At 39.6% G+C, this 24288-nt stretch carries 18 protein-coding genes, 17 tRNA genes, 2 rRNA genes and 3 pseudogenes; 34 read left to right on the plus strand and 6 right to left on the minus strand.

The genetic code is table 11. The features are described from left to right. Positions 1-179: 179 nt before the first annotated feature. The 20 genes from BMMGA3_RS03445 to BMMGA3_RS03540 all read left to right on the plus strand — a co-directional run bounded on the left by BMMGA3_RS03445 (position 180) and on the right by BMMGA3_RS03540 (position 6007). A 23S ribosomal RNA gene (locus BMMGA3_RS03445) occupies positions 180-3114 on the plus strand. A 138-nt stretch (positions 3115-3252) separates the two neighbouring features. After that, positions 3253-3368 (plus strand): 5S ribosomal RNA (rrf, locus tag BMMGA3_RS03450). Between the two features lie 162 nt (positions 3369-3530). Further along, positions 3531-3605: transfer RNA gene (locus BMMGA3_RS03455), tRNA-Asn, on the plus strand. 3 nt (positions 3606-3608) lie between these two features. Continuing rightward, positions 3609-3697, plus strand: a tRNA-Ser gene (locus BMMGA3_RS03460). Between the two features lie 19 nt (positions 3698-3716). Next, positions 3717-3791, plus strand: a tRNA-Glu gene (locus BMMGA3_RS03465). Between the two features lie 11 nt (positions 3792-3802). Further along, positions 3803-3878: transfer RNA gene (locus BMMGA3_RS03470), tRNA-Val, on the plus strand. Between the two features lie 45 nt (positions 3879-3923). After that, a tRNA-Met gene (locus BMMGA3_RS03475) sits at positions 3924-3997 on the plus strand. Between the two features lie 3 nt (positions 3998-4000). After that, positions 4001-4076, plus strand: a tRNA-Asp gene (locus BMMGA3_RS03480). Positions 4077-4125: 49 nt separating this feature from the next. Continuing rightward, a tRNA-Phe gene (locus BMMGA3_RS03485) sits at positions 4126-4201 on the plus strand. Positions 4202-4206: 5 nt separating this feature from the next. Beyond that, positions 4207-4279 (plus strand) — tRNA-Thr (locus BMMGA3_RS03490). 53 nt (positions 4280-4332) lie between these two features. Then, a tRNA-Tyr gene (locus BMMGA3_RS03495) sits at positions 4333-4417 on the plus strand. Between the two features lie 7 nt (positions 4418-4424). Beyond that, a tRNA-Trp gene (locus BMMGA3_RS03500) sits at positions 4425-4498 on the plus strand. 9 nt (positions 4499-4507) lie between these two features. After that, a tRNA-His gene (locus BMMGA3_RS03505) sits at positions 4508-4583 on the plus strand. A gap of 25 nt (positions 4584-4608) precedes the next feature. Next, a tRNA-Gln gene (locus BMMGA3_RS03510) sits at positions 4609-4683 on the plus strand. A 4-nt stretch (positions 4684-4687) separates the two neighbouring features. Continuing rightward, a tRNA-Gly gene (locus tag BMMGA3_RS03515) sits at positions 4688-4762 on the plus strand. Positions 4763-4770: 8 nt separating this feature from the next. After that, positions 4771-4844 (plus strand) — tRNA-Cys (locus tag BMMGA3_RS03520). Between the two features lie 45 nt (positions 4845-4889). Then, positions 4890-4975, plus strand: a tRNA-Leu gene (locus BMMGA3_RS03525). A 21-nt stretch (positions 4976-4996) separates the two neighbouring features. Continuing rightward, positions 4997-5082, plus strand: a tRNA-Leu gene (locus BMMGA3_RS03530). Positions 5083-5416: 334 nt separating this feature from the next. Further along, complete coding sequence (locus tag BMMGA3_RS03535; protein WP_155815518.1) at positions 5417-5665, plus strand: hypothetical protein; 249 nt, start codon at positions 5417-5419, stop codon at positions 5663-5665. A 54-nt stretch (positions 5666-5719) separates the two neighbouring features. Beyond that, on the plus strand, positions 5720-6007 hold the full coding sequence (locus tag BMMGA3_RS03540; protein WP_004433225.1) for a hypothetical protein: 288 nt from the start codon (positions 5720-5722) through the stop codon (positions 6005-6007). Positions 6008-6271: 264 nt separating this feature from the next. On the opposite strand, the gene istB is transcribed toward BMMGA3_RS03540, so the two are convergent. Together istB and istA are read right to left on the minus strand one after the other, a co-directional pair. Then, positions 6272-7033: an IS21-like element helper ATPase IstB gene (gene istB / locus BMMGA3_RS03545; protein WP_038502035.1), complete on the minus strand. Its 762-nt coding sequence runs from the start codon at positions 7031-7033 to the stop codon at positions 6272-6274. Then, positions 7033-8314: pseudogene (istA, locus tag BMMGA3_RS03550) on the minus strand (IS21 family transposase). The gene istB and the pseudogene istA overlap by 1 nt, the downstream one beginning before the upstream one ends. A 326-nt stretch (positions 8315-8640) precedes the next feature. On the opposite strand from istA, the gene BMMGA3_RS03555 reads away from it, so the two are divergent. Further along, complete coding sequence (locus BMMGA3_RS03555; RefSeq protein WP_004433232.1) at positions 8641-9066, plus strand: PH domain-containing protein; 426 nt, start codon at positions 8641-8643, stop codon at positions 9064-9066. Positions 9067-9271: 205 nt separating this feature from the next. Beyond that, a pseudogene (locus BMMGA3_RS18715) lies at positions 9272-9382 on the plus strand (transposase); the annotation flags it as partial. On the opposite strand, the gene BMMGA3_RS16715 reads toward BMMGA3_RS18715, so the two are convergent. Beyond that, on the minus strand, positions 9368-9817 hold the full coding sequence (locus BMMGA3_RS16715; protein ID WP_004433236.1) for a CBO0543 family protein: 450 nt from the start codon (positions 9815-9817) through the stop codon (positions 9368-9370). The pseudogene BMMGA3_RS18715 and the gene BMMGA3_RS16715 sit on opposite strands and share 15 nt — an antisense overlap. Before the next feature lie 318 nt (positions 9818-10135). Between BMMGA3_RS16715 and BMMGA3_RS03565 the strand changes: the two genes are divergently transcribed. The 3 genes from BMMGA3_RS03565 (at position 10136) to BMMGA3_RS03575 (ending at position 12759) form a co-directional block, all read left to right on the plus strand. Continuing rightward, complete coding sequence (locus BMMGA3_RS03565) at positions 10136-11548, plus strand: stalk domain-containing protein (protein WP_004433238.1); 1413 nt, start codon at positions 10136-10138, stop codon at positions 11546-11548. 25 nt (positions 11549-11573) lie between these two features. Beyond that, the gene (locus BMMGA3_RS03570) at positions 11574-12440 is read left to right on the plus strand and encodes a phosphate ABC transporter substrate-binding protein (RefSeq protein ID WP_004433240.1); all 867 of its coding nucleotides are present in this window, start codon (positions 11574-11576) and stop codon (positions 12438-12440) included. 100 nt (positions 12441-12540) lie between these two features. Continuing rightward, entirely contained in the window at positions 12541-12759 is a 219-nt protein-coding gene (locus tag BMMGA3_RS03575) for a hypothetical protein (RefSeq protein ID WP_004433242.1), read from the plus strand. Here BMMGA3_RS03575 and BMMGA3_RS16720 read toward each other — a convergent pair. Beyond that, a complete protein-coding gene (locus tag BMMGA3_RS16720; protein ID WP_004433243.1) occupies positions 12718-13143 on the minus strand; it encodes a PstC family ABC transporter permease in 426 nt (141 codons plus the stop codon). The genes BMMGA3_RS03575 and BMMGA3_RS16720 overlap by 42 nt on opposite strands. A gap of 64 nt (positions 13144-13207) precedes the next feature. On the opposite strand from BMMGA3_RS16720, the pseudogene pstA reads away from it, so the two are divergent. Together pstA and BMMGA3_RS03590 are read left to right on the plus strand one after the other, a co-directional pair. Continuing rightward, positions 13208-13861 (plus strand): annotated as a pseudogene (pstA, locus tag BMMGA3_RS03585) (phosphate ABC transporter permease PstA); the annotation flags it as partial. 409 nt (positions 13862-14270) lie between these two features. After that, positions 14271-14344 (plus strand) — tRNA-Gly (locus tag BMMGA3_RS03590). A gap of 81 nt (positions 14345-14425) precedes the next feature. Here BMMGA3_RS03590 and BMMGA3_RS03595 read toward each other — a convergent pair. Further along, positions 14426-15094: a B3/B4 domain-containing protein gene (locus BMMGA3_RS03595; protein WP_004433249.1), complete on the minus strand. Its 669-nt coding sequence runs from the start codon at positions 15092-15094 to the stop codon at positions 14426-14428. Between the two features lie 108 nt (positions 15095-15202). Between BMMGA3_RS03595 and queG the strand changes: the two genes are divergently transcribed. From queG to yhbH, 6 genes are all read left to right on the plus strand, one after another. Continuing rightward, on the plus strand, positions 15203-16333 hold the full coding sequence (gene queG / locus BMMGA3_RS03600; protein WP_004433250.1) for a tRNA epoxyqueuosine(34) reductase QueG: 1131 nt from the start codon (positions 15203-15205) through the stop codon (positions 16331-16333). Positions 16334-16425: 92 nt separating this feature from the next. Further along, complete coding sequence (locus BMMGA3_RS03605; protein WP_004433252.1) at positions 16426-17307, plus strand: amidase domain-containing protein; 882 nt, start codon at positions 16426-16428, stop codon at positions 17305-17307. Between the two features lie 105 nt (positions 17308-17412). Continuing rightward, positions 17413-17895: a tRNA (uridine(34)/cytosine(34)/5-carboxymethylaminomethyluridine(34)-2'-O)-methyltransferase TrmL gene (gene trmL / locus BMMGA3_RS03610; protein WP_155815520.1), complete on the plus strand. Its 483-nt coding sequence runs from the start codon at positions 17413-17415 to the stop codon at positions 17893-17895. A gap of 53 nt (positions 17896-17948) precedes the next feature. Continuing rightward, a complete protein-coding gene (gene nfsA / locus BMMGA3_RS03615) occupies positions 17949-18698 on the plus strand; it encodes an oxygen-insensitive NADPH nitroreductase (RefSeq protein ID WP_004433255.1) in 750 nt (249 codons plus the stop codon). Between the two features lie 365 nt (positions 18699-19063). Further along, the gene (locus BMMGA3_RS03620; protein ID WP_004433259.1) at positions 19064-20959 is read left to right on the plus strand and encodes a PrkA family serine protein kinase; all 1896 of its coding nucleotides are present in this window, start codon (positions 19064-19066) and stop codon (positions 20957-20959) included. A 344-nt stretch (positions 20960-21303) separates the two neighbouring features. Then, entirely contained in the window at positions 21304-22473 is a 1170-nt protein-coding gene (gene yhbH, locus BMMGA3_RS03625; RefSeq protein ID WP_038502039.1) for a sporulation protein YhbH, read from the plus strand. A gap of 21 nt (positions 22474-22494) precedes the next feature. Here the strand turns inward: yhbH and BMMGA3_RS03630 are convergent, their stop codons facing one another. Next, positions 22495-23133, minus strand: a complete 639-nt coding sequence (locus BMMGA3_RS03630) for a DNA-3-methyladenine glycosylase (protein WP_004433261.1) — start codon at positions 23131-23133, stop codon at positions 22495-22497. A 120-nt stretch (positions 23134-23253) separates the two neighbouring features. Here BMMGA3_RS03630 and ytvI point away from each other — a divergent pair, with 120 nt between their 5' ends. Further along, the gene (gene ytvI / locus BMMGA3_RS03635) at positions 23254-24285 is read left to right on the plus strand and encodes a sporulation integral membrane protein YtvI (protein ID WP_034669272.1); all 1032 of its coding nucleotides are present in this window, start codon (positions 23254-23256) and stop codon (positions 24283-24285) included. Positions 24286-24288: the final 3 nt, after the last annotated feature.

Consider the following 24288-nt stretch of genomic DNA (forward strand, 5'->3'; position numbering starts at 1 on the left):
AAGCGAAGCGACTCGAGAGGCTAGGCCCGTAGCTAGACATTACAACAGAATAGTTGATCGCTTTTGTTTGTTTAGTTTTGAGGGAGCAATTCCTCAGAACTTCGTTCTTTGAAAACTAGATAATGTGAAGAAGGCAAAAGAAGAACCGAGTATCGCCATTTTAGGTTTCAAACCTTGAAGGTTAAGTTAGAAAGGGCGCACGGTGGATGCCTTGGCACTAGGAGCCGATGAAGGACGGGACTAACACCGATATGCTTCGGGGAGCTGTAAGTAAGCGTTGATCCGGAGATTTCCGAATGGGGAAACCCCCTATCCGTAATGGGATAGGATCCTAGCCTGAATCCATAGGGTTAGGAGGGCAGACCCGGGGAACTGAAACATCTAAGTACCCGGAGGAAGAGAAAGCAAACGCGATTCCCTGAGTAGCGGCGAGCGAAACGGGAACAGCCCAAACCAGGAGGCTTGCCTCCTGGGGTTGTAGGACACTCAACATGGAGTTACAAAGGAACGGAGTAGACGAAGAGGTCTGGAAAGGCCCGTCAGAGAAGGTAATAACCCTGTAGTCGAAACTTCGTTCCCTCCTGAGTGGATCCTGAGTACGGCGGGACACGTGAAATCCCGTCGGAAGCAGGGAGGACCATCTCCCAAGGCTAAATACTCCCTAGTGACCGATAGTGAACCAGTACCGTGAGGGAAAGGTGAAAAGCACCCCGGGAGGGGAGTGAAAGAGAACCTGAAACCGTGTGCCTACAAGTAGTCAGAGCCCATTCATGGGTGATGGCGTGCCTTTTGTAGAATGAACCGGCGAGTTACGATCACATGCAAGGTTAAGTCGAAGAGACGGAGCCGCAGCGAAAGCGAGTCTGAATAGGGCGAATGAGTATGTGGTCGTAGACCCGAAACCAGGTGATCTACCCATGTCCAGGGTGAAGTCCAGGTAACACTGGATGGAGGCCCGAACCCACGCACGTTGAAAAGTGCGGGGATGAGGTGTGGGTAGCGGAGAAATTCCAATCGAACTTGGAGATAGCTGGTTCTCTCCGAAATAGCTTTAGGGCTAGCCTCAAGTGTGAGAGTCTTGGAGGTAGAGCACTGTTTGGACTAGGGGCCCTCATCGGGTTACCGAATTCAGACAAACTCCGAATGCCAAAGACTTATCCTTGGGAGTCAGACTACGAGTGATAAGATCCGTAGTCAAAAGGGAAACAGCCCAGACCACCAGCTAAGGTCCCAAAGTATACGTTAAGTGGAAAAGGATGTGGAGTTGCTTAGACAACCAGGATGTTGGCTTAGAAGCAGCCACCATTTAAAGAGTGCGTAATAGCTCACTGGTCGAGTGACTCTGCGCCGAAAATGTACCGGGGCTAAACGTATCACCGAAGCTGTGGGTGGACACCGTTTGGTGTCCGCGGTAGGAGAGCGTTCTAAGGGCGTTGAAGCTAGACCGGAAGGACTGGTGGAGCGCTTAGAAGTGAGAATGCCGGTATGAGTAGCGAAAGATGGGTGAGAATCCCATCCACCGAATGCCTAAGGTTTCCTGAGGAAGGCTCGTCCGCTCAGGGTTAGTCGGGACCTAAGCCGAGGCCGAAAGGCGTAGGCGATGGACAACAGGTTGATATTCCTGTACCACCTCTTTTCCGTTTGAGCGATGGGGGGACGCAGGAGGATAGGGCAAGCGCGCTGCTGGATTAGCGCGTCCAAGCAGTTAGGCCGCTAACGAGGCAAATCCCGTTAGCAGAAGGCGGAGCTGTGACGGCGAGGGAAATGTAGTACCGAAGTTCCTGATTCCACACTGCCAAGAAAAGCCTCTAGCGAGGAAAAAGGTGCCCGTACCGCAAACCGACACAGGTAGGCGAGGAGAGAATCCTAAGGTGAGCGAGAGAACTCTCGTTAAGGAACTCGGCAAAATGACCCCGTAACTTCGGGAGAAGGGGTGCTTTTCTGGGTGCATAGCCCGGAAAAGCCGCAGTGAATAGGCCCAGGCGACTGTTTAGCAAAAACACAGGTCTCTGCGAAGCCGCAAGGCGAAGTATAGGGGCTGACGCCTGCCCGGTGCTGGAAGGTTAAGAGGAGGGGTTAGCTAAAAGCGAAGCTCTGAATCGAAGCCCCAGTAAACGGCGGCCGTAACTATAACGGTCCTAAGGTAGCGAAATTCCTTGTCGGGTAAGTTCCGACCCGCACGAAAGGCGTAACGATCTGGGCACTGTCTCAACGAGAGACTCGGTGAAATTATAGTACCTGTGAAGATGCAGGTTACCCGCGACAGGACGGAAAGACCCCGTGGAGCTTTACTGCAGCCTGATATTGAATTTTGGTACAGCTTGTACAGGATAGGTAGGAGCCTGAGAAGCCGGAGCGCCAGCTTCGGTGGAGGCGTCGGTGGGATACTACCCTGGCTGTATTGAAATTCTAACCCGCGCCCCTGATCGGGGCGGGAGACAGTGTCAGGTGGGCAGTTTGACTGGGGCGGTCGCCTCCTAAAAAGTAACGGAGGCGCCCAAAGGTTCCCTCAGAATGGTTGGAAATCATTCGCAGAGTGTAAAGGCATAAGGGAGCTTGACTGCGAGACCTACAAGTCGAGCAGGGACGAAAGTCGGGCTTAGTGATCCGGTGGTTCCGCATGGAAGGGCCATCGCTCAACGGATAAAAGCTACCCCGGGGATAACAGGCTTATCTCCCCCAAGAGTCCACATCGACGGGGAGGTTTGGCACCTCGATGTCGGCTCATCGCATCCTGGGGCTGTAGTCGGTCCCAAGGGTTGGGCTGTTCGCCCATTAAAGCGGTACGCGAGCTGGGTTCAGAACGTCGTGAGACAGTTCGGTCCCTATCCGTCGCGGGCGCAGGAAATTTGAGAGGAGCTGTCCTTAGTACGAGAGGACCGGGATGGACGCACCGCTGGTGTACCAGTTGTCTTGCCAAAGGCATAGCTGGGTAGCTATGTGCGGACGGGATAAGTGCTGAAAGCATCTAAGCATGAAGCCCCCCTCAAGATGAGATTTCCCATAGCGTCAAGCTAGTAAGATCCCTGAAAGATGATCAGGTTGATAGGTCTGAGGTGGAAGCGTGGCGACACGTGGAGCTGACAGATACTAATCGATCGAGGACTTAACCAAATTAAAAAGCGGAAGAAGTCCGCAAATGATACTCATTGTTCTTCACTTCTTCATGCATTATCTAGTTTTGAGAGAATGAAATTTCCTCTTGAAAAAATCAAAAAAGGCATTATAATAATATATGTCTTTGGTCACTAGTCTGGTGGCGATGGCGAGAAGGTCACACCCGTTTCCATACCGAACACGGAAGTTAAGCTTCTCAGCGCCGATGGTAGTTGGGACATTGCCCCTGCGAGAGTAGGACGCTGCCAGGCTGAATAATAAAATTATTCCGCAGTAGCTCAGTGGTAGAGCAACGAGCAAAGCTTCAATGAATAAGCTGCGAGTTGTACCCATCGAGCCGCATCTTGACTAAGCTTACCGAGATGGGGACATTCGGCTTAGCTAGACAAGGATTAGTAAGTAATACTAACTATTCCGCAGTAGCTCAGTGGTAGAGCATTCGGCTGTTAACCGAACGGTCGTAGGTTCGAATCCTACCTGCGGAGCCATTGGGAGAGCTGTCCGAGTGGTCGAAGGAGCACGATTGGAAATCGTGTAGACGGTTAACGCTGTCTCAAGGGTTCGAATCCCTTGCTCTCCGTCATCAATAATTTTTCTATGGCCCGTTGGTCAAGTGGTTAAGACACCGCCCTTTCACGGCGGTAACACGGGTTCGAATCCCGTACGGGTCACCACTTCTTATTTTGGAGGATTAGCTCAGCTGGGAGAGCACCTGCCTTACAAGCAGGGGGTCGGCGGTTCGATCCCGTCATCCTCCACCATCCAAAAGAAAAATCGAATGGAAATACTAAATGTAATATTATCGTCGCGGGGTGGAGCAGTCCGGTAGCTCGTCGGGCTCATAACCCGAAGGTCGCAGGTTCAAATCCTGCCCCCGCAATCTGGTCCCGTAGTGTAGCGGTTAACATGCCTGCCTGTCACGCAGGAGATCGCGGGTTCGATTCCCGTCGGGACCGCCATCCCATCATATACATAATTATAGATTTTTAACGAATTATAAAAAAATTAGGCTCGGTAGCTCAGTCGGTAGAGCAAAGGACTGAAAATCCTTGTGTCGGCGGTTCGATTCCGTCCCGAGCCACCATTTTAGCCGGTGTAGCTCAATTGGCAGAGCAACTGACTTGTAATCAGTAGGTTGGGGGTTCGATTCCTCTCGCCGGCATCGCTAAAATTTATTGATCTAATTAAATGTTCATGTTATAATCATAATCTCTTGGAGGGGTAGCGAAGTGGCTAAACGCGGCGGACTGTAAATCCGCTCCCTCAGGGTTCGGCGGTTCGAATCCGTCCCCCTCCACCATTGTAATAGGGGTATAGTTTAACGGTAGAACAGAGGTCTCCAAAACCTCCGGTGTGGGTTCGATTCCTACTACCCCTGCCAATCTTTATGGCGGCTATGGCGAAGTGGTTAACGCATCGGATTGTGGCTCCGACATTCGTGGGTTCGATTCCCACTAGTCGCCCCATATGATATGTATAATTTGTTATTAATGGGCTATAGCCAAGCGGTAAGGCAACGGACTTTGACTCCGTCATGCGTTGGTTCGAATCCAGCTAGCCCAGCCATTATGCGGAAGTAGTTCAGTGGTAGAACACCACCTTGCCATGGTGGGGGTCGCGGGTTCGAGTCCCGTCTTCCGCTCCAATTTATACGGCGGCATAGCCAAGTGGTAAGGCAGAGGTCTGCAAAACCTTTATCACCGGTTCGAATCCGGTTGCCGCCTCCATTTCTTATTTTATATAATTAGTGGACAGGTCTTAATGTGGAATACGCCGGGGTGGCGGAACTGGCAGACGCACAGGACTTAAAATCCTGCGGTAGGTGACTACCGTACCGGTTCGATTCCGGTCCTCGGCACTGCCAAAAAATTATTAATATGCCGGTGTGGCGGAATTGGCAGACGCGCACGACTCAAAATCGTGTGGGTTTATCCCGTGTCGGTTCGACCCCGACCACCGGTACCATATATAACAAAAAGCCTGTAAAGTCAATGCTTTGATTAATTTAGAGCATTGGCTTTTTTGTTTTTTAAAGAATTAAAGCTAAAGGCTAATCGTGTACACAACATGACTACACGCCCACCGCTTAATTGGATGCCTTTAGGATTATGTTAATCTTAAAGGGGGAGAAAATTTGGCAAAAATACGTGCTATGAAAAGGGTGGAATTAGAAAAAACTTTGCAATAACTTTACGATGGTTTTCAGCTAGAAAACAGAGGAAAAAACTTATCCGAATTGACAATCCGTTTTTATGAGCAAAATTTAGTACCTTTCTTCCGCTTTACAGTGGAAATAGGGTTGAGTACGTTAGAGAGATTGAGAAAGTTAGCGGAACGAGTTAGATTTCATTATTATGAATCGTTTGGTAAATATTCAGGTAGGGGATGTGAAAAGCACATAAAGTTCTTCACTCAACATCAAGGGAATATAAACATTTTATGGGCAATAATTGAAACAAAAGAAGAGCAAAGACGTATTAAAAAAGAACTAATCGATATTTTACAGCCTAAGTACGAAACAATGAAAAAAGAGGGGCTGCTTTACTAATCAAGCCACTGTAATGGAAGAATTTTTTAAATTACTAAAGGAGTGATAAATTCAATGATTTATCGCTTTTATAATCAGGATAAAGAATATGAAAGCTGGTGCAAGGAAAATCAAAGTGGATTTGTTTTTAACTATTATGGTGGAACATTAGACAGAGCTGATATGAACAAAATACATAAGGTGGTTTGTCCTTTTCTTTGGAGAAAAGCTGATGAAGGGAAAAGAACTACTACATATGAAAATGTGTGTTCGGAAAACCTTGATGATTTAATTGAATTTGTAAAAAACGAGCGTGGTTCTTCTTGGTCATTTTGTAAAGGGGTTTATTGTTTCGGAGAATAAACATTGATTTAAAAAGCTGTTTTATTTTAAAAATTGAAACAGAATATATTATTTATCGTTTAATTAACTTTTATTTTCATGTTGAAATTAATATAAATCTTTTAACATAATTGCAGTTTTTACTATTAAAATTAATTCTAAAAAAAGTACTAAAATACGGAAGAATTATGTATTTTGCAACTGGATGAATAAGGACATGATTTTTATTGCGTATAAATGTCAACACAAATATGTACACTTTTGCTTGTTTAAGGATGTACAAAATCACTCGTTTTCTTTCGCCAAATGGTCCTTTAAACGATAAGAATCTCCAATGATAGAGACAACGGTTGCGTGATGTAAAATGCGGTCTAAAATCGCATTGGCCAGCTTGGGTTCTTGAAAGATTTCATCCCATGCTTTAAAATTCACATTCGTTGTAAGAATCGTACTACGCTTCTCATAACGCATATCGATGAGTTGGAAGAAAAGCTTTGCGTCCTCGGCATCAATCGGTAAATAACCGATCTCATCAATAATTAATAGTTTATATTTTGTATAGTGTTTTAATCTGCTCTCTAACCGATTTTCTAAACGTGCTTTCTTCAGATTTTGAATTAAATCATGGCACTTAATGAAATAAGTGCTTGTACGTTTCTTCGCTGCCTCAATCCCAATGGAAGTGGCTAAATGTGTTTTTCCTACGCCACTTGGCCCTAGAAAAACTATGTTTTCATTTGCTTCGATAAATCGAAGCGTTAAAAAATCTAAAATTTGTTTTTGATTTATTGACGGTTGAAAACTAAAATCAAAATCCTTTATTATTTCTTTCAAATGCGGAAAAGCCGCAACCTTCACCATCGATTGAATCATATTTTGTTCACGTACATCAATTTCGTAATTCGTCAGTTTCACTGGCGTATCTACCAGTGACAATTGATGGTTAACGCTGAAGTCTAAGACTTCATTTAAATGCAAGGACATTTGCTTGAGCTTCAAATAATCCAAGTTTTGTATGAGTTGTTGATAGTTTGTTGTAGGATTCATTATTTATACACTTCCCCAATCGTTGCTAAATTCCGTTTTGCTAGATCATCAATATCCGGATAATTGGGCATGGAAACGCCCAAGGCTTCTTGATAATGTGCTTCCTGATAATTTAATTTCTTGTTACTTATAGGGTGTTGCGCAATCAGTTCCGTGTTATAATAAATCCATAATTGATTATCATACACTTGTAAGCCTACTTTCTTTCCTTGGTATTGTGCTGGTACCGAGTATTGGTTTGATTTGTAGGAAATCATGTTGGATGCATTGACTTTTACAAGCGTATGTTTGATCCGATAGGAATCTCTTACTTTCTCGGCTGGTAACTGGAGTAGGTGATTCCTTTCTTTTTTGAATTCTATCGCAGGAATTTTTCCAGTTCCTTGGTGGACCTCATGGTTCACCCGATGAGATAAGTCTTGCACAAATTGATGTAATTCTTCCAAGGTCAACTGACCTTGATAAGCATGAATTTCATCTAATATTTTCATTGTGGTTTCGACTTTTCCTTTTGTCCGTGGACGTCCAGCAATGCATGGCTTCACCTCAAAACCAAAATCCTTAGCGAATTGCGCAAACTTGGCATTCACTCTTCCTGGAGAATGTTCTGTTCTTGCCTCATCCATAACGGTTTTCATATTATCCGTGATTATTTCAGCCGGCACCCCTCCAAGAGCTTCGAATGTTTCTGTTAAGAAGGAAAACAGGACACTTTGTGATTTAGAAATACTCATTAGGAAGGTTCTGAAACGTGAATGAGATAAAATCAGTATTGCAACATTGATTTCAACGTTCTGACCATCCTTTGTTTCAAAAGGAATACTCTCTTTCCAATCCAATTGTGCTTGTTTTCCTATAGGCGTTTCAAAACGTACTGTGCCTTTAGGAGAAGAAATCCGTTTATCCTCTTCAAAGTAAGCATTAAATTCGGGCGTTTTTGCAATATACGCTCGAAACGTCGATGCTGCACAATCCAGTCCATGATTATCCTTTAAATACTGCCATAGCACACGTCGATAATAAAACTTCTGCTTAGCATCTTCCGAAAGTAGTGCCGCAATATTTCATAGTATTCATCAATTTGGAATGCTTCTTTCGTGTACGTTTAGGAATAAATCCATTTAAATATTTATCAATGGTTCTACGATCTACACCTAGATCTCTAGCTAATTGATTTTTATTAATTTTCATCTTCAAATGCTCTATTAGTTGTTTTAATTTTGGTAAGTCTTCAAGACTCTTAAACTCAAAATCAGATTCGACATTAATCGATATGTACATACTAACCACCTCATGATTAGTATGAAATCTGAAGTCAATTTTGTACAATATTATTCAAGCATTTGTGTACATATTTAAATTATCATTTCTAATTGCGAAATGATCTCTTTTTTATTTGTTTATTTAGTGAAATATGTTACCATCCAAACTCTATTAAAAAAGTGAGTTGTTTGGAGCCCTTCGCTTCTATTTTGATGTAATGAAGAATGTTTTGTTAAAGAAAGCGAAAGGTAATATATGGAACTTTCATGATTATTTCTTCTTAAAAAATTTAAAAATATAAGCTCTGTTATAACAAAATAACGAGCAAATTTGGAGGTGAAATCATGAAGTTCCCTTCTAAAAAAGATTGGTGGTTAACCATTATCATTTGGGGAGCGATGCTATTTGCTATAGGAAGCGGTGTTTACGCACTCATTTTTGAAGAGTCTAATCTTATTGATTTTGTGTTTGTATTAATTTTTACTGTTATGCTTCCTGTCTTTTTGTTGTGGATGTGGCTGACGACATATTATGTATTAGACGAAAGCAACTTGGTTATCAAGTATGGGCCATTTAAAAAAATTATTCCATTAAACACGATTAAATCGGTTAAAAAATCGATGAATCCATTATCAAGCCCTGCCTTGTCATTAAAACGACTTGAGATTGTATACAGTCAAAATAACATGGTACTCATTTCTCCAAAAGATAGAGATGAATTCATGAAAATTCTTAGCAAACACTGTCCGCAAGCCGAAATAATACTGTAGTAGTTTTTCAATAATGTGGCAGATCACGGTGAGCTGGCGGTTGTTGTACTAATGACAAGCCATAAACGACCGGATTAATCATCGAGGATATGCTTCGTTACCATTGGAACCAAATGATTTACCTGGAAAGACAATTGATTCCTTATCGAAAAGAAATAGCACTTTAGATACAATTCCGGGCGTCAATTAACTAGCAGCCGCCACTTTTATTGCCGAGATGGGTGTCGATATCTCTGTATTCAAATTAGCTAAACACCTCGCTTCATGGGCAGGTGTATGCCCAGGTGACCTTATTTCTCGTCTATTTATGCTCTAACCAGCGAAAAAATTTCAGGTGTCCTAATAACGCAGCATATAAAAAAGGATATGAAACAGCAGAAATCCATATATTCCAATGGTGATGGTAAAGGTATCCCATTTTTAACGTTAGCCATTCGTAAAAGGTTGAAAAGACAGACCAAGCCATAATGTAAAAAAACTTAATAATGAATGAACGATTAAAGGGATACCAATTGATAATAAGAATAGTTGCAGCAGGGTATATTCCAAAAACAAACAAAAAAGTCTTTGGCTCTATAAAATAAGGTTCGAAAAATCCATACATATCATATTTATCAGTAATTCTATCGACTATCTCAGAACAAAATAAACCCCATAAAATACTTGCATAAAATTCAATTGGACGTAAATTTTTTTTTACCAAAAAAGCCGTCAAATTAAATACGACAATTGAAACATATAGAAACCACATAATTGCCACCCAATCTTAGTAAAGATGTTAATAAGGAAATCCCAACATGTCGGAAAAAATCTTAATACATTTTCTCCTTATCCGTTTTCCATTATTCTTTCCCTAACAAGAAAGGGAATAATCAATATCGTGTTTTTAATACAGCCAATAAATAAGACCACTCGTTTTATTTTGATTTTGAAGACTGTTTTTTCCTGCCAGTTAATAGTTATCAACTCAAAATTTCTACCGCTAATTACAGGTTCCAATTGTCAAAATTTAAGTTCTTTCTCTGAATTTCGGTTTACTATGAGCATAAAGCTTGGAGCTTCTTCGAAATTGGTTGGAAAATCGTTATTCGTAGATGCTAAGCCTATCATCCAATTGTTGGGCGGAGATTCGATTGTTGATAAGAATCTTCTTATTTCAACAAATGGATCTATTAAATTTGAAACGGGTGCTTTAAATGTAGAAGGAAAACAACAGAAAGTGCCAGTCTTAAAAGTGAATGGAAAATTATTATATTCTGTTAAATACATTGCAAAACTGTTTTCAGCTTCTACAAGCATGTCAAAGGATCAGCAAATTCTAATTAAAAAAAACGGAAAAACTATTCAATTGAAACTTTCTCAAAGTTCGGCAATCTTGAAAGGAAAAACCGTAAAACTACGTTCTTTTCCTATTATTTTAAAGAACCAAGCCTATGCCGATATATATGATTTAGTGCTGGTACTTGGCGGAGACGTGATACCTGTACAAAACGGCCTCTTTGTTTCGATATCAGGACTAATAAGTGGGGAAACATTTAATCTAGTATGGATTGACAAGTCAACACTTTTAGTATCAAATGAAACGGAAACAGGAGCACTTTCTTATTTAGTAGACGTTAATAGTAAAAAGGCTATTGCCAAAATAAATGGTACGGACCTTTCTGTGTCTCCAGATGGGAAACAAGCAATCTATTCTGATGAAACTGGTGTTGTCTATATTGTTGATCTTGTTACTCATAAAGTGAAGAAGATAAATGATCAGGATGACTCCCCGAAATTTGAGTTTGTTTGGGCGCCAGATGGAGAAAAGGTATATTTTATTCAAGGAGATAAAAGCGATAAGATTTCCTCACTGAACGTCAAAGACGGCACAATTACAGAGGTTTATAAAGATGGACTGGCTTATAAAAATGATTTGCACCTTTCTTTTGATGGTACAAAGATCCTTTACGCAGTTGGAAAAGAAGGAAAAACCGAATTTACAGATGATAATTCTGATGTGAAAGACATTGATGTAAAGGATACTGAAGTTCAATTATTTGAACTGAATTTGAAACAGAAAGAAATTAAGCCTGAACAGTTGACTGCAACAGCCGAAAATAAAGTTTTTCCAGCATATTTAGAAAATGGCAATGTAGTATATGTTGCTTATGATGTGGAAGGACATAAATCTCCTGTACTTACCATGATCGATACAGCACGAAAAACAACTTCATTGCTTTCAAACAAAGAGATTATCGCTAGTACAGTGACTGCGCAAGGAAAAATAATGCTTTTAGTTGCTGAAACAGACGGCAATTATGTTCTGTATGAGATGGATCGGGATAGTAAGAAACTGACAAAACTGGCCCATACAAAAATGGAACTTCAGTCAATTTCAGTTTCCAAGGACGGAAAATTGATTGCCGTAACAGCACCTGGTCAAGAAGGTACAAAAGTATTCATCATCAAAAATGGATATTTTGAAGCAGTAACAAAATAACTAAAAAATAAAGGAGAGATTTACCATGAATTTGATTAAACGACTTGCTTTGACAATTTTAGCTTTTGTAACAATTTTTGGATTCTCATTTTCAAGCTTTACTCATTCTGCAGAGGCTTCATCGAGAGTATCAGGAAAAGTAGTGATTGCCGGATCTACTGCATTGCTTCCATTAACACAGCAAGCAGCAAAAGAATTTAGGAAAACCCATCCAAAGGTATCGGTGGTTGTCTCAGGTTCGTCCTCTATTGCCGGACCACAGTCTGTATTGAATGGTGCTGCTACAATCGGTGCGTGTGACTGGGATGCTACAAAACCAGTTGAAGGTTTCAGTGCTTTTAAAGGATTAAAAGCCCATAAAATTGCAGTAATTCCATTCGCAACTATTGTTAATAAATCAAATCCAGTCAAAAATTTAACAACAGCTCAATTACAAGGTATCTTCTCTGGAAAAATCACGAACTGGAAACAAGTAGGCGGAAAAAATGAAAAAATTGTTGTAGTGAATAGAAAGTTCGGTTCAGGTACACGTGTTAATTATCAGATGAAAGCTTTAAAGAATGCAAAGTTTATGACAAAAGGAGAAAATTACAAAGAAGTCGGGAAAAGCGGTGAAATGCTTGCTGCTGTAGAATCAAATCCTAACGCGATCGGCTACATCGACTTAGCATATGTAAAAGGAAATGTTAAAGCGGTTAGTTATAACGGCGTAGCTGCTACTACTGAAAACGTGATCAAGGGTAAATATCCGGTTTGGGGCTATGGATACTTATTGACAAAAGGAACTCCTAAAGGGGCAGATGCTGAGTTTATTAAATATATCCAAAGCAGTAAATTCCAAAATGGATCACTAAAGAAATTAAAATTTATACCTATTTACAAAGTGAAATAAGCAACCTCTTGCAGGGAAAAAAGAAATTGAAATTGAGGGTGACTCATAATGGTTCAGACCACTTATAGTTACCCTCCTTTTCATACTATATGGAGGAATTATGGCAAAAATAGAACAAGAATTTCACCCGCCGTCAATTAAAGCAGGTGATTTATTAAAGAAACAATTAAAACGTAATTATTTGAAAAATCATTTATTTAAAATAATTTGTTTTTCAAGTGCTTTATTACTCGGAATAGTACTATTGGCTATTACAGTTTTTATCGGAAAAACTGGATTACTTGTTTTTAAAGATGTACCCGCAAAAGAATTTTTCTAAAATCGAAGCAGTTAAAATTCCTGTTTTAGCAGCCGGAAGAATGATTCGAAATATGGTTTGAAAGCGAGTTGCCCCAAGAGCATAACTACCTTCCTTTAGATATTCAGGCACCGTTGAAATGGCGTCATCACTTATCCTAGTGATAGTCGGGAGTACCATGAGGGTCAATACAAGTGATGCAGCTAGCAATCCATCTCCCATTAATGCCTCTGTCACGTCTCTTAAAAAAGGAATTAAAATGGTCAATCCAAGATAGCCATATATAACAGAGGGAATTCCCACTAACAACTCCAACATCGATCTTACTATTTTTTTAACCCATTCTGGTGCAATCTCGGAAATGAAAATAGCGAAAGCTAACGATATTGGAACAGAAAACAGCATCGTCAACCCAGTTAAAGAGAAGGTTCCAATAATAAAAATAGCCGCACCATACTTGTTTTCATAAATTATTTCATTGCCAATTGGTATAGGATCTGGGATCTATTTGGCTGAATATGCGTCTGATAATCGGTTAACGGAAGTCATAAGGGCATGTGTGGAAAGTTTGGCATCTGTACCGTCCATTGTGTTTGGATTATTCGGGTATGTGTTATTTGTTGATGTGTTCCAAATTGGATTGACAATTCTTGGAGCATCCGTTGCATTATCACTGCTTAATTTGCCGGTATTAACGCGTGTGACAGAGGAAGCATTACGTGCGGTACCGGTTGATGTGAGAGAAGCATCTTATGCTCTTGGAGCAACGAAATCACAAACGATTATCAAAGCTGTTATTCCAGCTGCTTTATCCGCGATTGTAACAGGTATCAGTTTGGCAGCTTGCAGAGCATTCGGAGAATCGGCAGTTATTTTGCTCGCAGGCGGAACCGGAACTTCTGGAGAAATGTGGGATTTCAATTTACTGTCACCAGGAGGAAATCTTCCCGTCTATTTATGGTATGTACAATCCGAAGCATTGGTCCCCGATGCAAAGGAAATTGCTGAAAAGTCAGCAGCTGTGTTAGTATGTATTATTTTATTAATGAGCACCTTTTTTAGAATTCCGGTATGGTGGAGGGAATTTCGATTTAAACGAAAAATTTTATTGAGAAGAAAGTAGTTTTTGTAAATACCTCATGTTTGCTGTAAGAATTCATAAAATGAACTTTCCGAAGAGAAAACTTAAGCATATGATCAGAGCCAAGAATGGCATGAAAACATTTTGAACGTCATTTTTTAAGCGTATAAATGAAAAAAAGGGCTGACTTCCTCAACAATGAAAATATTTAGAATTGTATTATTCGTGCTTTTCCATATGTTATGTTGGGGGGTCTGACCTTTTGTTTTTGAGTTAGCGCCGCATGATTATTACTATTTTGAGGACAAAAAAATTCGACAAAAACTCCTTGACGATTATAAAAAAAATGTGTATTATATAAAAGTCAGTTCAATGATATACAATTAATTCTCAGGTCCTGCCTGTTTTTATTTTGAGAATTCATTCGACAAATTCTTTCATATTTTGCTGCGCGGGTGTAGTTTAGTGGTAAAACCTCAGCCTTCCAAGCTGATGTCGTGGGTTCGATTCCCATCACCCGCTCCATACATAGGTATCAACGCAGTGTTTCGTTTCAAAAAGAACGAGGCGTTGCGTTTTTTCTTTTGCAATTAAAAAGGACGCTGATTAGCATCCAACAATTTTATAATGTGATTCACCACCATGAATCTGGACGAACATTTTCATAAGAGACTCTGTTAATTTATGTTTGCTGGAATCATCAATAGAAGGCTGTAAATAAATAATTTGAATAGCATTTTTTGTATGAATATCAACAGCCGTCCGTTCTGAGTCTACAAAAGGGCTGCCAAACGGCCCTATATTGTCTGCAGAAATAATCAAATTGTGCAATGAATTCTTCCTTCCATTCAGGCCGGTATATTCCTCATTTCCTTGTCCAAGTCGTATGGTAATATCTCCAGACAATTTATCTGTATCATAAATTCCAATTGGAACTTGATATTGAAGAGAAAAGAAGTTATTAATATCAATAGCGCTATGTACAGATTGTAAATAATTTTGTTTCTTAATTCTTCGGTAAAGGGCTTCAGCCGAATGCCTGTAGCGATTTGGATCTTTGCCTGTTTTCTTGAAGATTTGCCTCCATTCTTTAATTCCGTCCAATTCAGTTATGTTTTTTGATTCCAGTTCAAAAAATATTGATTCTTGAAAGAGTTGAAGTCTGCCTTTTACCATTTGCGGGGAAGGCCCGACTTCAATCCCATGGTAATAGATAACACCGACTTTAAAATCGGGGACTAAAGCGCAGAGCTCTGGTGAGACATGAATTTCCAAACGTTCCACCTCCAAATTTTCTTAAAAATAGTTTAACATATTAAGCATTGCATGAATAATCATGATTTTTATGATAGATCAACTTTAAGAAGGAAAGGAGGGACAATCATGGATGTCCGTTTATTAAAAAAAGAAATCATCGAATACAGCAAGACGATAGGTATCGATAAGATCGGCTTTACCAGTGCCAGTCCATTTACTGAAATGAAAAATCGCCTGAGGATCCAACAGGAACTGAATTATCAGTCTGGCTTTGAAGAGCAGGATATTGAAAAACGGGTCACCCCTTCTCTCTTAATGGATTCCCCACAATCCATCATTTCGATTGCTCTGGCATATCCTTCAAAAATGAAAGAACGTGTGATCGGCAAAAAGGGAGAACGAAGAGGAATTTTTTGCCGAGCTTCATGGGGAACAGATTACCATATCATTTTGAAGGATCGTTTAAAAAAGCTTGAGGAATTTATTGCCGAAAAGGTACCGGGAGCACAATTTAAATCAATGGTTGATACGGGAGAATTAGTAGACAGGGCTGTTGCACAAAGAGCCGGAATTGGATGGAGCGGAAAAAACTGTTCAATAATCACACCTGAATTTGGTTCTTATGTATACCTTGGAGAAATGATTACTAATATTCGTTTTGAACCGGATACACCGATGGAAGACCGTTGCGGTTCATGCAATAAATGTGTGGAAGCGTGTCCGACTGGAGCGCTTGTTCAGGGAGGACAGTTAAATGCAAAGCGCTGTATTGCATTTTTGACCCAAACAAAAGGTTTTTTACCAGAAGAGTTTCGTGAAAAACTTGGGAACCGTCTATATGGCTGTGATACGTGCCAAACTGTATGTCCGGAGAACAAAGGTAAGGATTTTCACTTTCATCCTGAAATGGAACCAGATCCCGAGATTGCAAAACCTTTATTAAAGCCTTTGCTCCACATAAGTAACCGAGAATTTAAAGAGAGATATGGTCATGTGTCAGGTTCTTGGCGAGGAAAAAAACCGATCCAACGAAACGCGATTATTGCACTGGCTCATTTTAAAGATGAGACGGCTGTAAATGATCTCATAAAAGTTTTAAATGAAGATCCTCGTCCGGTAATCCGCGGAACAGCAGCATGGGCACTTGGAAAAATTGGTGGAGAAAATGCTAAAAATGCTCTTTTGAAGGCTAAGGAAACCGAAGCTGATTTAGAAGTTTTAAACGAGATCGAAAAGGGGATAGAATTATGTAGTTGAAACAGGAATGGTGTCATTCCTGTTTTCTTTTTTAAAAACTTACTTATATTGCACTCTTCTTCATAAAAATGATTATGAGAGGAGTGAAAAAAGTGCGGGAACAGTTGCAAAATTTATTAGAAATGCGGGTTCAGCAATGTGTTTCACATAAGAATGGCAAAAATAAATGTCTAAAGATTGAAAAGAAAAAAGAAACACTTTTAAAAAGAGGAGCGGAGATCGTAAAAGCGAAAGCAAGAGGCAAAATAATTTCAAGAAATGAAGCAAATGATATGACGAAAGTCTTATATAAAGTACATTTTAAATACTTGACGAAACAAAAAGATACGTTTTTTCTAGAAGAAGAAATTGAACAAAGGAATGCCAATTTTTATAAAGGTATTTTAGTAGAAGACCATGAGATCAATCCTTTTGATATTCAAATACCTTCTGTACCGGAAGAAGACTTGCTTCCAACTGATCAGGCAAACAGTTCTGATCGAATGTCATATCAGTATGACCGTCTGAAAGCTGTTCAATATGCGGAAAGATGGTGGAATGATTATAATCCCGCATATAAAAAATTTGAGGTTGATTGTACCAATTTCATTTCCCAGTGTCTTCATGCAGGCGGAGCTCCAATGACAGGATTTCCTAACAGGTCAAACGGTTGGTGGATGAGAAATAATAATTGGAGCTATAGCTGGACTGTCGCTAATTCCCTTCGCCTGTATTTGTCACGGGCCAAAACGGGACTCAGAGCAAAGGAAGTCAAAAGTCCGGACCAACTGCTTTTGGGAGATGTTATCTGTTATGATTTTCAGGGTGATGGACGTTTTGACCATAATACAATGGTGACAGGAAAAGATGTCAATGGGATGCCGCTCGTTAATGCTCATACTTATAACTGCAGGATGCGCTACTGGGCGTACGAAGATTCCACAGCGTATACTCCAAATATTAAATATAAATTTTATTCGATCGCTGATGACTGATAAAGCATTTATACCCATAAAATTGCCCGGAAATCCCGGTTGAGATTTGCGTTCTTGTATGGGAACTGAAGAGTGGTATAATAACTCTTAGAGTTAAAATATGAGGTGAAAAATGTGGCACTGCACGTAGTTTTATATCAACCAGAAATACCGGCCAATACTGGGAATATCGCCAGGACTTGCGCAGCAACTGATACAACATTGCATTTAATTCGCCCGCTCGGCTTTTCTACTGATGACAAGATGTTGAAGCGCGCGGGACTTGATTATTGGGAATTTGTAAAAGTGATTTATTATGATTCATTAGAGGAGTTTTTCGAAAAGAATAAAGGTGGAGAATTCTTCTATTTGACAAAATTTGGTATACAACCTCATACTACTTTCGATTATAGCAGTATGGACAAAGATTACTACTTTATTTTTGGCAGGGAAACGACCGGTTTGCCGAAAGACCTTATTGAACAGAATAAGGACCGAAGTCTTCGCATTCCGATGAACGAGAATGTCAGGTCTCTAAATTTATCAAACACAGCGGCTATTTTGATTTATGAAGCACTTCGCCAGCAAAATTATCCTGGATTAAAGTAGACCCGAGTGAAACCGGGTCTTTTATTTTAATTTTTAAGGGGGAGAGAACAATAATGAATGAAATGATCGAAACGATTTTGAACCACAGATCTGTACGAAGCTTTAAAGATGAGCCATTGACCGAAGAACAAATCAAGATTATTATTTCCAGTGCCCAGTCTGCTTCAACATCAAGCTATATTCAAGCATATTCCATCATTGGCGTGACGGATAAGAAAAAGAAAAAGAAATTGGCAGAACTGGCCGGAAACCAATCATATGTTGAATTAAACGGACATTTTTTCGTTTTTTGCGCAGATCTTTACCGTCATGAAGTTGTTGGGAAAATGACTGGGAAAGATGTCATCTCTTCGATCGAGAGTACGGAGAAATTTATGGTTGCTTTAATTGATACAGCGCTTGCGGCACAAAACGCAGCTTTGGCTGCAGAGTCAATGGGATTAGGGATTTGTTACATAGGGGGCATTAGAAATAATCTTGAACAAGTTTGCAAAATTTTAAAAACTCCAGACCGTGTCATCCCACTTTTCGGCCTTGCTGTTGGGTATCCAAACAAAGAAACAACCAAGAAGCCGCGGCTTCCGTTTGAACATGTATACCATGAAAATGAATATTGTCAGGATGCAGAAATTTATATGAAGCAATTAGAAAGTTATGATCAAGTAGTTTCTAGTTATTATCAGGAAAGAACAATGGGCAAACGAAAAGATACTTGGACCGGCCAAATAGCTAATATGCTTGAAAGACAATCTAGAATGTATATGAAAGATTTTGTTCAAAGTAAAAAAATGAACCTTCGATGAAAAGGAAAAAGCTGCTGGCAAATCTGAACCAGCAGCTTTTTTAGTAGAGCTCTTCGGTTTTTTTATTTATTTATCCCCGGTTTATCATTGTATCCAGCTGTAAAGATCGCAGCAAGGAAAGCCACGATTACACCTATAATTAAAACTGTACCCATCTATGTAAGCCTCCTTTTTTTCAGTAGAAAAGTTCATATTCTTTAAATGCTACATAGAATTATTATAGCCCAAAATGAAAGGGCTGTGAATCTAAACTGTGTAGATTTTTAAAAGATATACACAACATTTCTCACAGTTTAGGCATGTTCAATTGTCCAAGTGCATACAGTATATTAATCGTCTCTGATTAAATACAGGGGGAGGTCCTTATGGATATTTTAAGAAAAATTGAAATGCTTCGAGAAGTAGATGAAAAGTTAAAGTGGGAAGGGACATTTGCAGATTATTTACAAATTGTTAAAAAGAAGCCATGGGTAGCCCAGTCAGCACATTCAAGGGTATATAATATGATCAAAGATGCAGGAGTCGAAGAAATTGGAGGGAAAAAGAAGTATCAGTTCTTTTCTAATCAACTTTTCGGTCTCGAAGAAGCGCTAGAAAGGCTTGTAGAAGAATATTTTCATCCGGCTGCAAAGCGCCTTGATGTCAGAAAACGGATTTTGTTATTAATGGGCCCGGTCAGTGGCGGAAAATCTACATTAGTTACTGCGTTAAAAAGAGGTCTGGAGGCATACTCCCGTACTGACAGAGGAGCCATATATGCGATTAAAGGCTGTCCGATGCACGAAGATCCGCTGCATCTCATTCCACATCATCTCCGTCAGGATTTTAGCGAAGAATACGGGATCCGGATCGAAGGTAATTTATCGCCGCTTAATTTGATGCGACTTGAAAAAGAATATGGTGGAAGAATTGAAGATGTATTAGTTGAGAGAATTTTCTTTTCCGAAGATAGACGGGTCGGAATTGGGACGTTCAGCCCGTCTGATCCGAAATCCCAGGATATTGCAGATCTAACTGGAAGCATTGATTTTTCAACAATTGCGGAATATGGTTCAGAATCTGATCCACGTGCATACCGTTTTGACGGGGAGTTGAACAAAGCAAACCGAGGAATGATGGAATTCCAGGAGATGCTGAAATGTGATGAAAAGTTCTTATGGCATTTGCTCTCGTTAACCCAAGAAGGAAATTTTAAAGCTGGACGATTTGCGTTAATTTCAGCTGATGAGCTTATCGTAGCTCACACAAATGAAACGGAATACCGCTCGTTCATTTCAAATAAGAAAAACGAAGCGCTCCATTCACGGATTATTGTGATGCCGATCCCTTACAATCTTAAAGTTTCACAAGAAGAGAAAATTTACGAGAAATTGATACGCGAAAGTGATGTGTCCAATGTTCATATTGCTCCGCATACGTTGAAGGTAGCGGCGATGTTTACAATTTTAACTCGGTTAAAAGAGCCGAAAAAAGGTGATATCGATTTAGTCAAAAAGATGCGCCTGTATGACGGAGAAAGTGTCGAAGGGTTCAACACAGCGGATGTTGAAGAGTTGAAAAAAGAATATCAGGATGAAGGAATGAGTGGAATTGATCCGCGTTATGTCATCAACCGGATTTCGTCGACGATTATTCGCAAAGAGATTCCGTCTATTAATGCGCTTGACGTTTTAAGATCGCTTAAAGAGGGATTGGATCAGCACCCATCTATAACTGCTGAATTAAAAGAACGCTATTTAAATTTCATTTCATTGGCACGAAAGGAATATGACGAAATTGCCAAAAAAGAAGTTCAAAAAGCATTTGTTTATTCTTATGAAGAATCAGCCAAAACGCTGATGGATAATTATCTTGATAATGTGGAAGCTTACTGTAATAAGGTGAAACTTCGTGATCCATTAACTGGGGAAGAAATTAATCCGGATGAAAAATTGATGAGATCGATTGAAGAGCAAATCGGAATTTCTGAGAATGCCAAAAAAGCATTTAGAGAAGAAATATTGATCAGAATTTCTGCTTATGCCCGAAAAGGGAAACGGTTTGACTATAATTCACATGATCGTTTGCGCGAAGCGATTCAGAAAAAATTATTTGCGGATTTGAAGGATGTTGTTAAAATTACGACTTCAACGAAAACGCCGGATGAACAGCAATTGAAGAAAGTCAATGAGGTGGTCGCACGGCTTATTGACGAATATGGCTACAACTCTACATCTGCAAATGAATTGCTGCGCTATGTTGGAAGTTTGCTGAACAGATAAAAAGTAGAGAGCTGACAAGATGCGTCAGCTCTTTTTATGTAAAATTTTAAGATGTTAATAGGTGAAAAATGACTGTGAATCTCAGTTGTGGACCAAAAAGTTGATATTGAATGAGTGCAGAGAAATATCGATTATTTTCAGGAATGATAACACAATGAAAATAGGCTTGTTTGATATTTTTGGGCGATTGTCTTATTAACGAAATAATTTGTAAATTATTTCGTTGAACTGCATAGGATAAAGTAATAAACGTTTCCCATCTTTCATTCGACACTCGCGATATTGTATGCATGGATGAGTTTGTGTGTGCAAGAAATTGAGTATTTTAATAGGAGGGGTTTTAAATGACCTATGCAAATAACCATCCGTTTGTGATTTCAAAAGAAGACTGGTCCCTCCATCGAAAAGGTCACGATGACCAACAGAGGCATCAGGAAAAAGTCCAGGAAGCGATCCGTAATAATCTTCCAGATCTCATTACAGAAGAAAGCATAATTATGTCAAATGGTCAAGATGTGGTAAAAATTCCAATTCGTTCTTTGGATGAATACAAAATCAGGTATAACTATGATAAAAATAAACATGTTGGCCAAGGAGATGGAGACAGTCAAATTGGTGACGTAGTAGCCCGTGACGGTTCCAGTGATCAAAAAGGCCCTGGTAAAGGGCAAGGAGCCGGCGATCAGCCTGGAGAAGATTATTTTGAAGCTGAAGTTTCTTTAATGGAACTTGAAGAAGCATTGTTTAAGCAATTAGAACTTCCAAACTTGCAAAAAAAGGAGCAGGATGAACATTTAGTTGATAACATTGAATTTAACGACATTCGAAAAACTGGTTTAATGGGAAACATTGACAAAAAAAGAACAATGATGACTGCTTTTAAGAGAAATGCGATGACCGGAAAACCGGCATTTCATCCGATTTATCGCGAGGATCTGAAGTTTAAAACTTGGAATGAAGTGGTTAAACCCGATTCTAAGGCAGTTGTGCTTGCCATGATGGACACTAGCGGTTCGATGGGAATTTGGGAAAAGTATATGGCCAGAAGCTTTTTCTTCTGGATGACAAGATTTTTGCGAACAAAATATGAAACTGTTGAAATTGAGTTTATTGCACATCATACAGAAGCAAAGGTCGTTTCCGAAGAAGATTTCTTCACGAAAGGAGAGAGTGGCGGTACAATTTGTTCATCAGTATATCGCAAATCGCTCGAATTGATTGACGAGAAATACAATCCAAGACGGTATAATATTTATCCTTTTCATTTTTCTGACGGTGACAATTTAACTTCAGATAACGCCCGCTGTGTGAAATTAGTAGAAGATTTAATGAAAGTATCCAACATTTTTGGATACGGTGAAGTGAATCAGTACAATCGCCATTCTACTTTAATGTCTGCATATAAAAACATTAAAAACGAAAAATTCCGCTATTATATCCTAAAGCAAAAAGCAGATGTATTCCACGCAATGAGAAGCTTTTTTAATAATGAAGAAAATAAGGTTTATGCATAATTATAAAACGACAGGTGATAGTCACCTGTTGTTTTTTCTTGAGACAAAAGGGTTTTCGGTAATCCAGAATCTCCATGGGTAATCTTTTGCTTCGCCCGAATTGTCGATTCCAATTCTTTTACCCTGAGATATTTCTTCGGGCTGAAAACCCTTTGAAATAAACAGAGGAGGTTCAGCAATACAATGGCCGTAATCTTCCATAGAGATGCCTAGCGCTTTTGTCAGTTTTCCAGGGCCGTTCGTGAGCTTTTTGATATCTGCCATACCCCGTCTTTTTTTCATCAAATCTATTCCTGTAAAAGGTTCTATCGCCCTGATGAGAACAGCTTCAGGTTTTTCCGGACCGCCGCTGACGATATTGACAAGACAGTGGGTATGCATGACATAAGTATAGACAAGTCCTGATTCCCGAAACATAACATCTGTCCGTTTTGTTCTTTGGTTATTATAGGTGTGTGCCGCGCGGTCCTCAGGACCAAGATACGCTTCGGTTTCAACTATAAAGCCGGAAGCAACTCCCTCCTCGGTTTCTTTTATTAAAAGACAGCCAAGCAAAGATTTTGCAAGTTCCAAAGTGGGGATATCATAAAACTGTCTTTCCAAAGGGCTAGCTTTTATTTGTAATGGTCTTATTAGTTCTCCTTTTAAAATATGACTCATTTTTAGAAACCTCCTGCAGATCGTGAGTTTTATACAATGATTACTTGCTCAAAGGTGACTTTCACATATTTTTTTGATACATTTACTCTATGATTATCCAGGAGCGGAGAGATTTTGGTTATGTGGAAAAAATGGTTATGGATTTCTATTATTGTTCTTATCGGTCTGTTTTTAGTCCCTTACAGTCTGCCGTTAATTTTTGCTTTTATTACCGCTGTCATGCTTGAGGGACTTGTACAGTGGCAAATGACCAAATTACGTTTTAACAGATTACAGTCTGTGATTATTGTTTTTATGAGCTATGTCCTGTTAATTTCTGTTATCGGCTATTACTTAATATCGATTATTGCCCAGCAGACTGTTGCTTTGTCAGGAAAAACGCCAAATTTTATGAAGGGCTTTTATGTTTCTGTCATCCGGCCTCTAATACGGAAATGGGAGTTCTACTCAAAAAATTTGCCCAAAGACGTTATCGTTTCAATAGAAAAAACTTTAGAAAACAGCATCAATTCACTTGATACATTTTTACATGGGGTTATTCAAAATACGGTTAACCTGTTAACAGCGATTCCGGGTTTTTTAATTGAGTTTTTAATTTATTTAATTGCTTTATTTTTAATCAGCCTCGAATTGCCTCGTTTGAAAGCAAAAGTGGAAATACATCTAAAAGAACAAACGAAGCGGAGAGTATATTTAGTTGCCAACCAGTTATACAGAGCCGGAATTGGGTTTATTAAAGCTCAGATTATATTAAGTTTGCTTACATTTTTTATGGCTTTTATTGGCTTGTCCATATTAAGAGTGCCATATACTGCTTTGTTAGCTTTGTTGATCGTAATTGTCGATATATTGCCAATACTTGGAACAGGTTCCGTTCTTGTCCCATGGGCAGTCATTGCGATCCTGCAAAACAACCAATTTCTCGGAATTGGTTTAATCGTATTGTTTTTGGTTATTACCGTAGTCCGAAGAATTATTGAACCAAAAGTATATTCAACAAGCCTTGGAATTTCTCCGCTTGCAGCGCTTATTAGTCTTTATATAGGTTTTAAGCTGCTAGGGGTCGTCGGTGTAATCCTTGGGCCTGCACTCGTGATCGTTTTTGATACATTAAAAAGAGCCAATATAATTAAAATGAAATTTAAGATATAGGTG

Source organism: Bacillus methanolicus MGA3 (genome assembly GCF_000724485.1).
Classification (GTDB): Bacteria; Bacillota; Bacilli; order Bacillales; family Cytobacillaceae; genus Bacillus_Z; species Bacillus_Z methanolicus_A.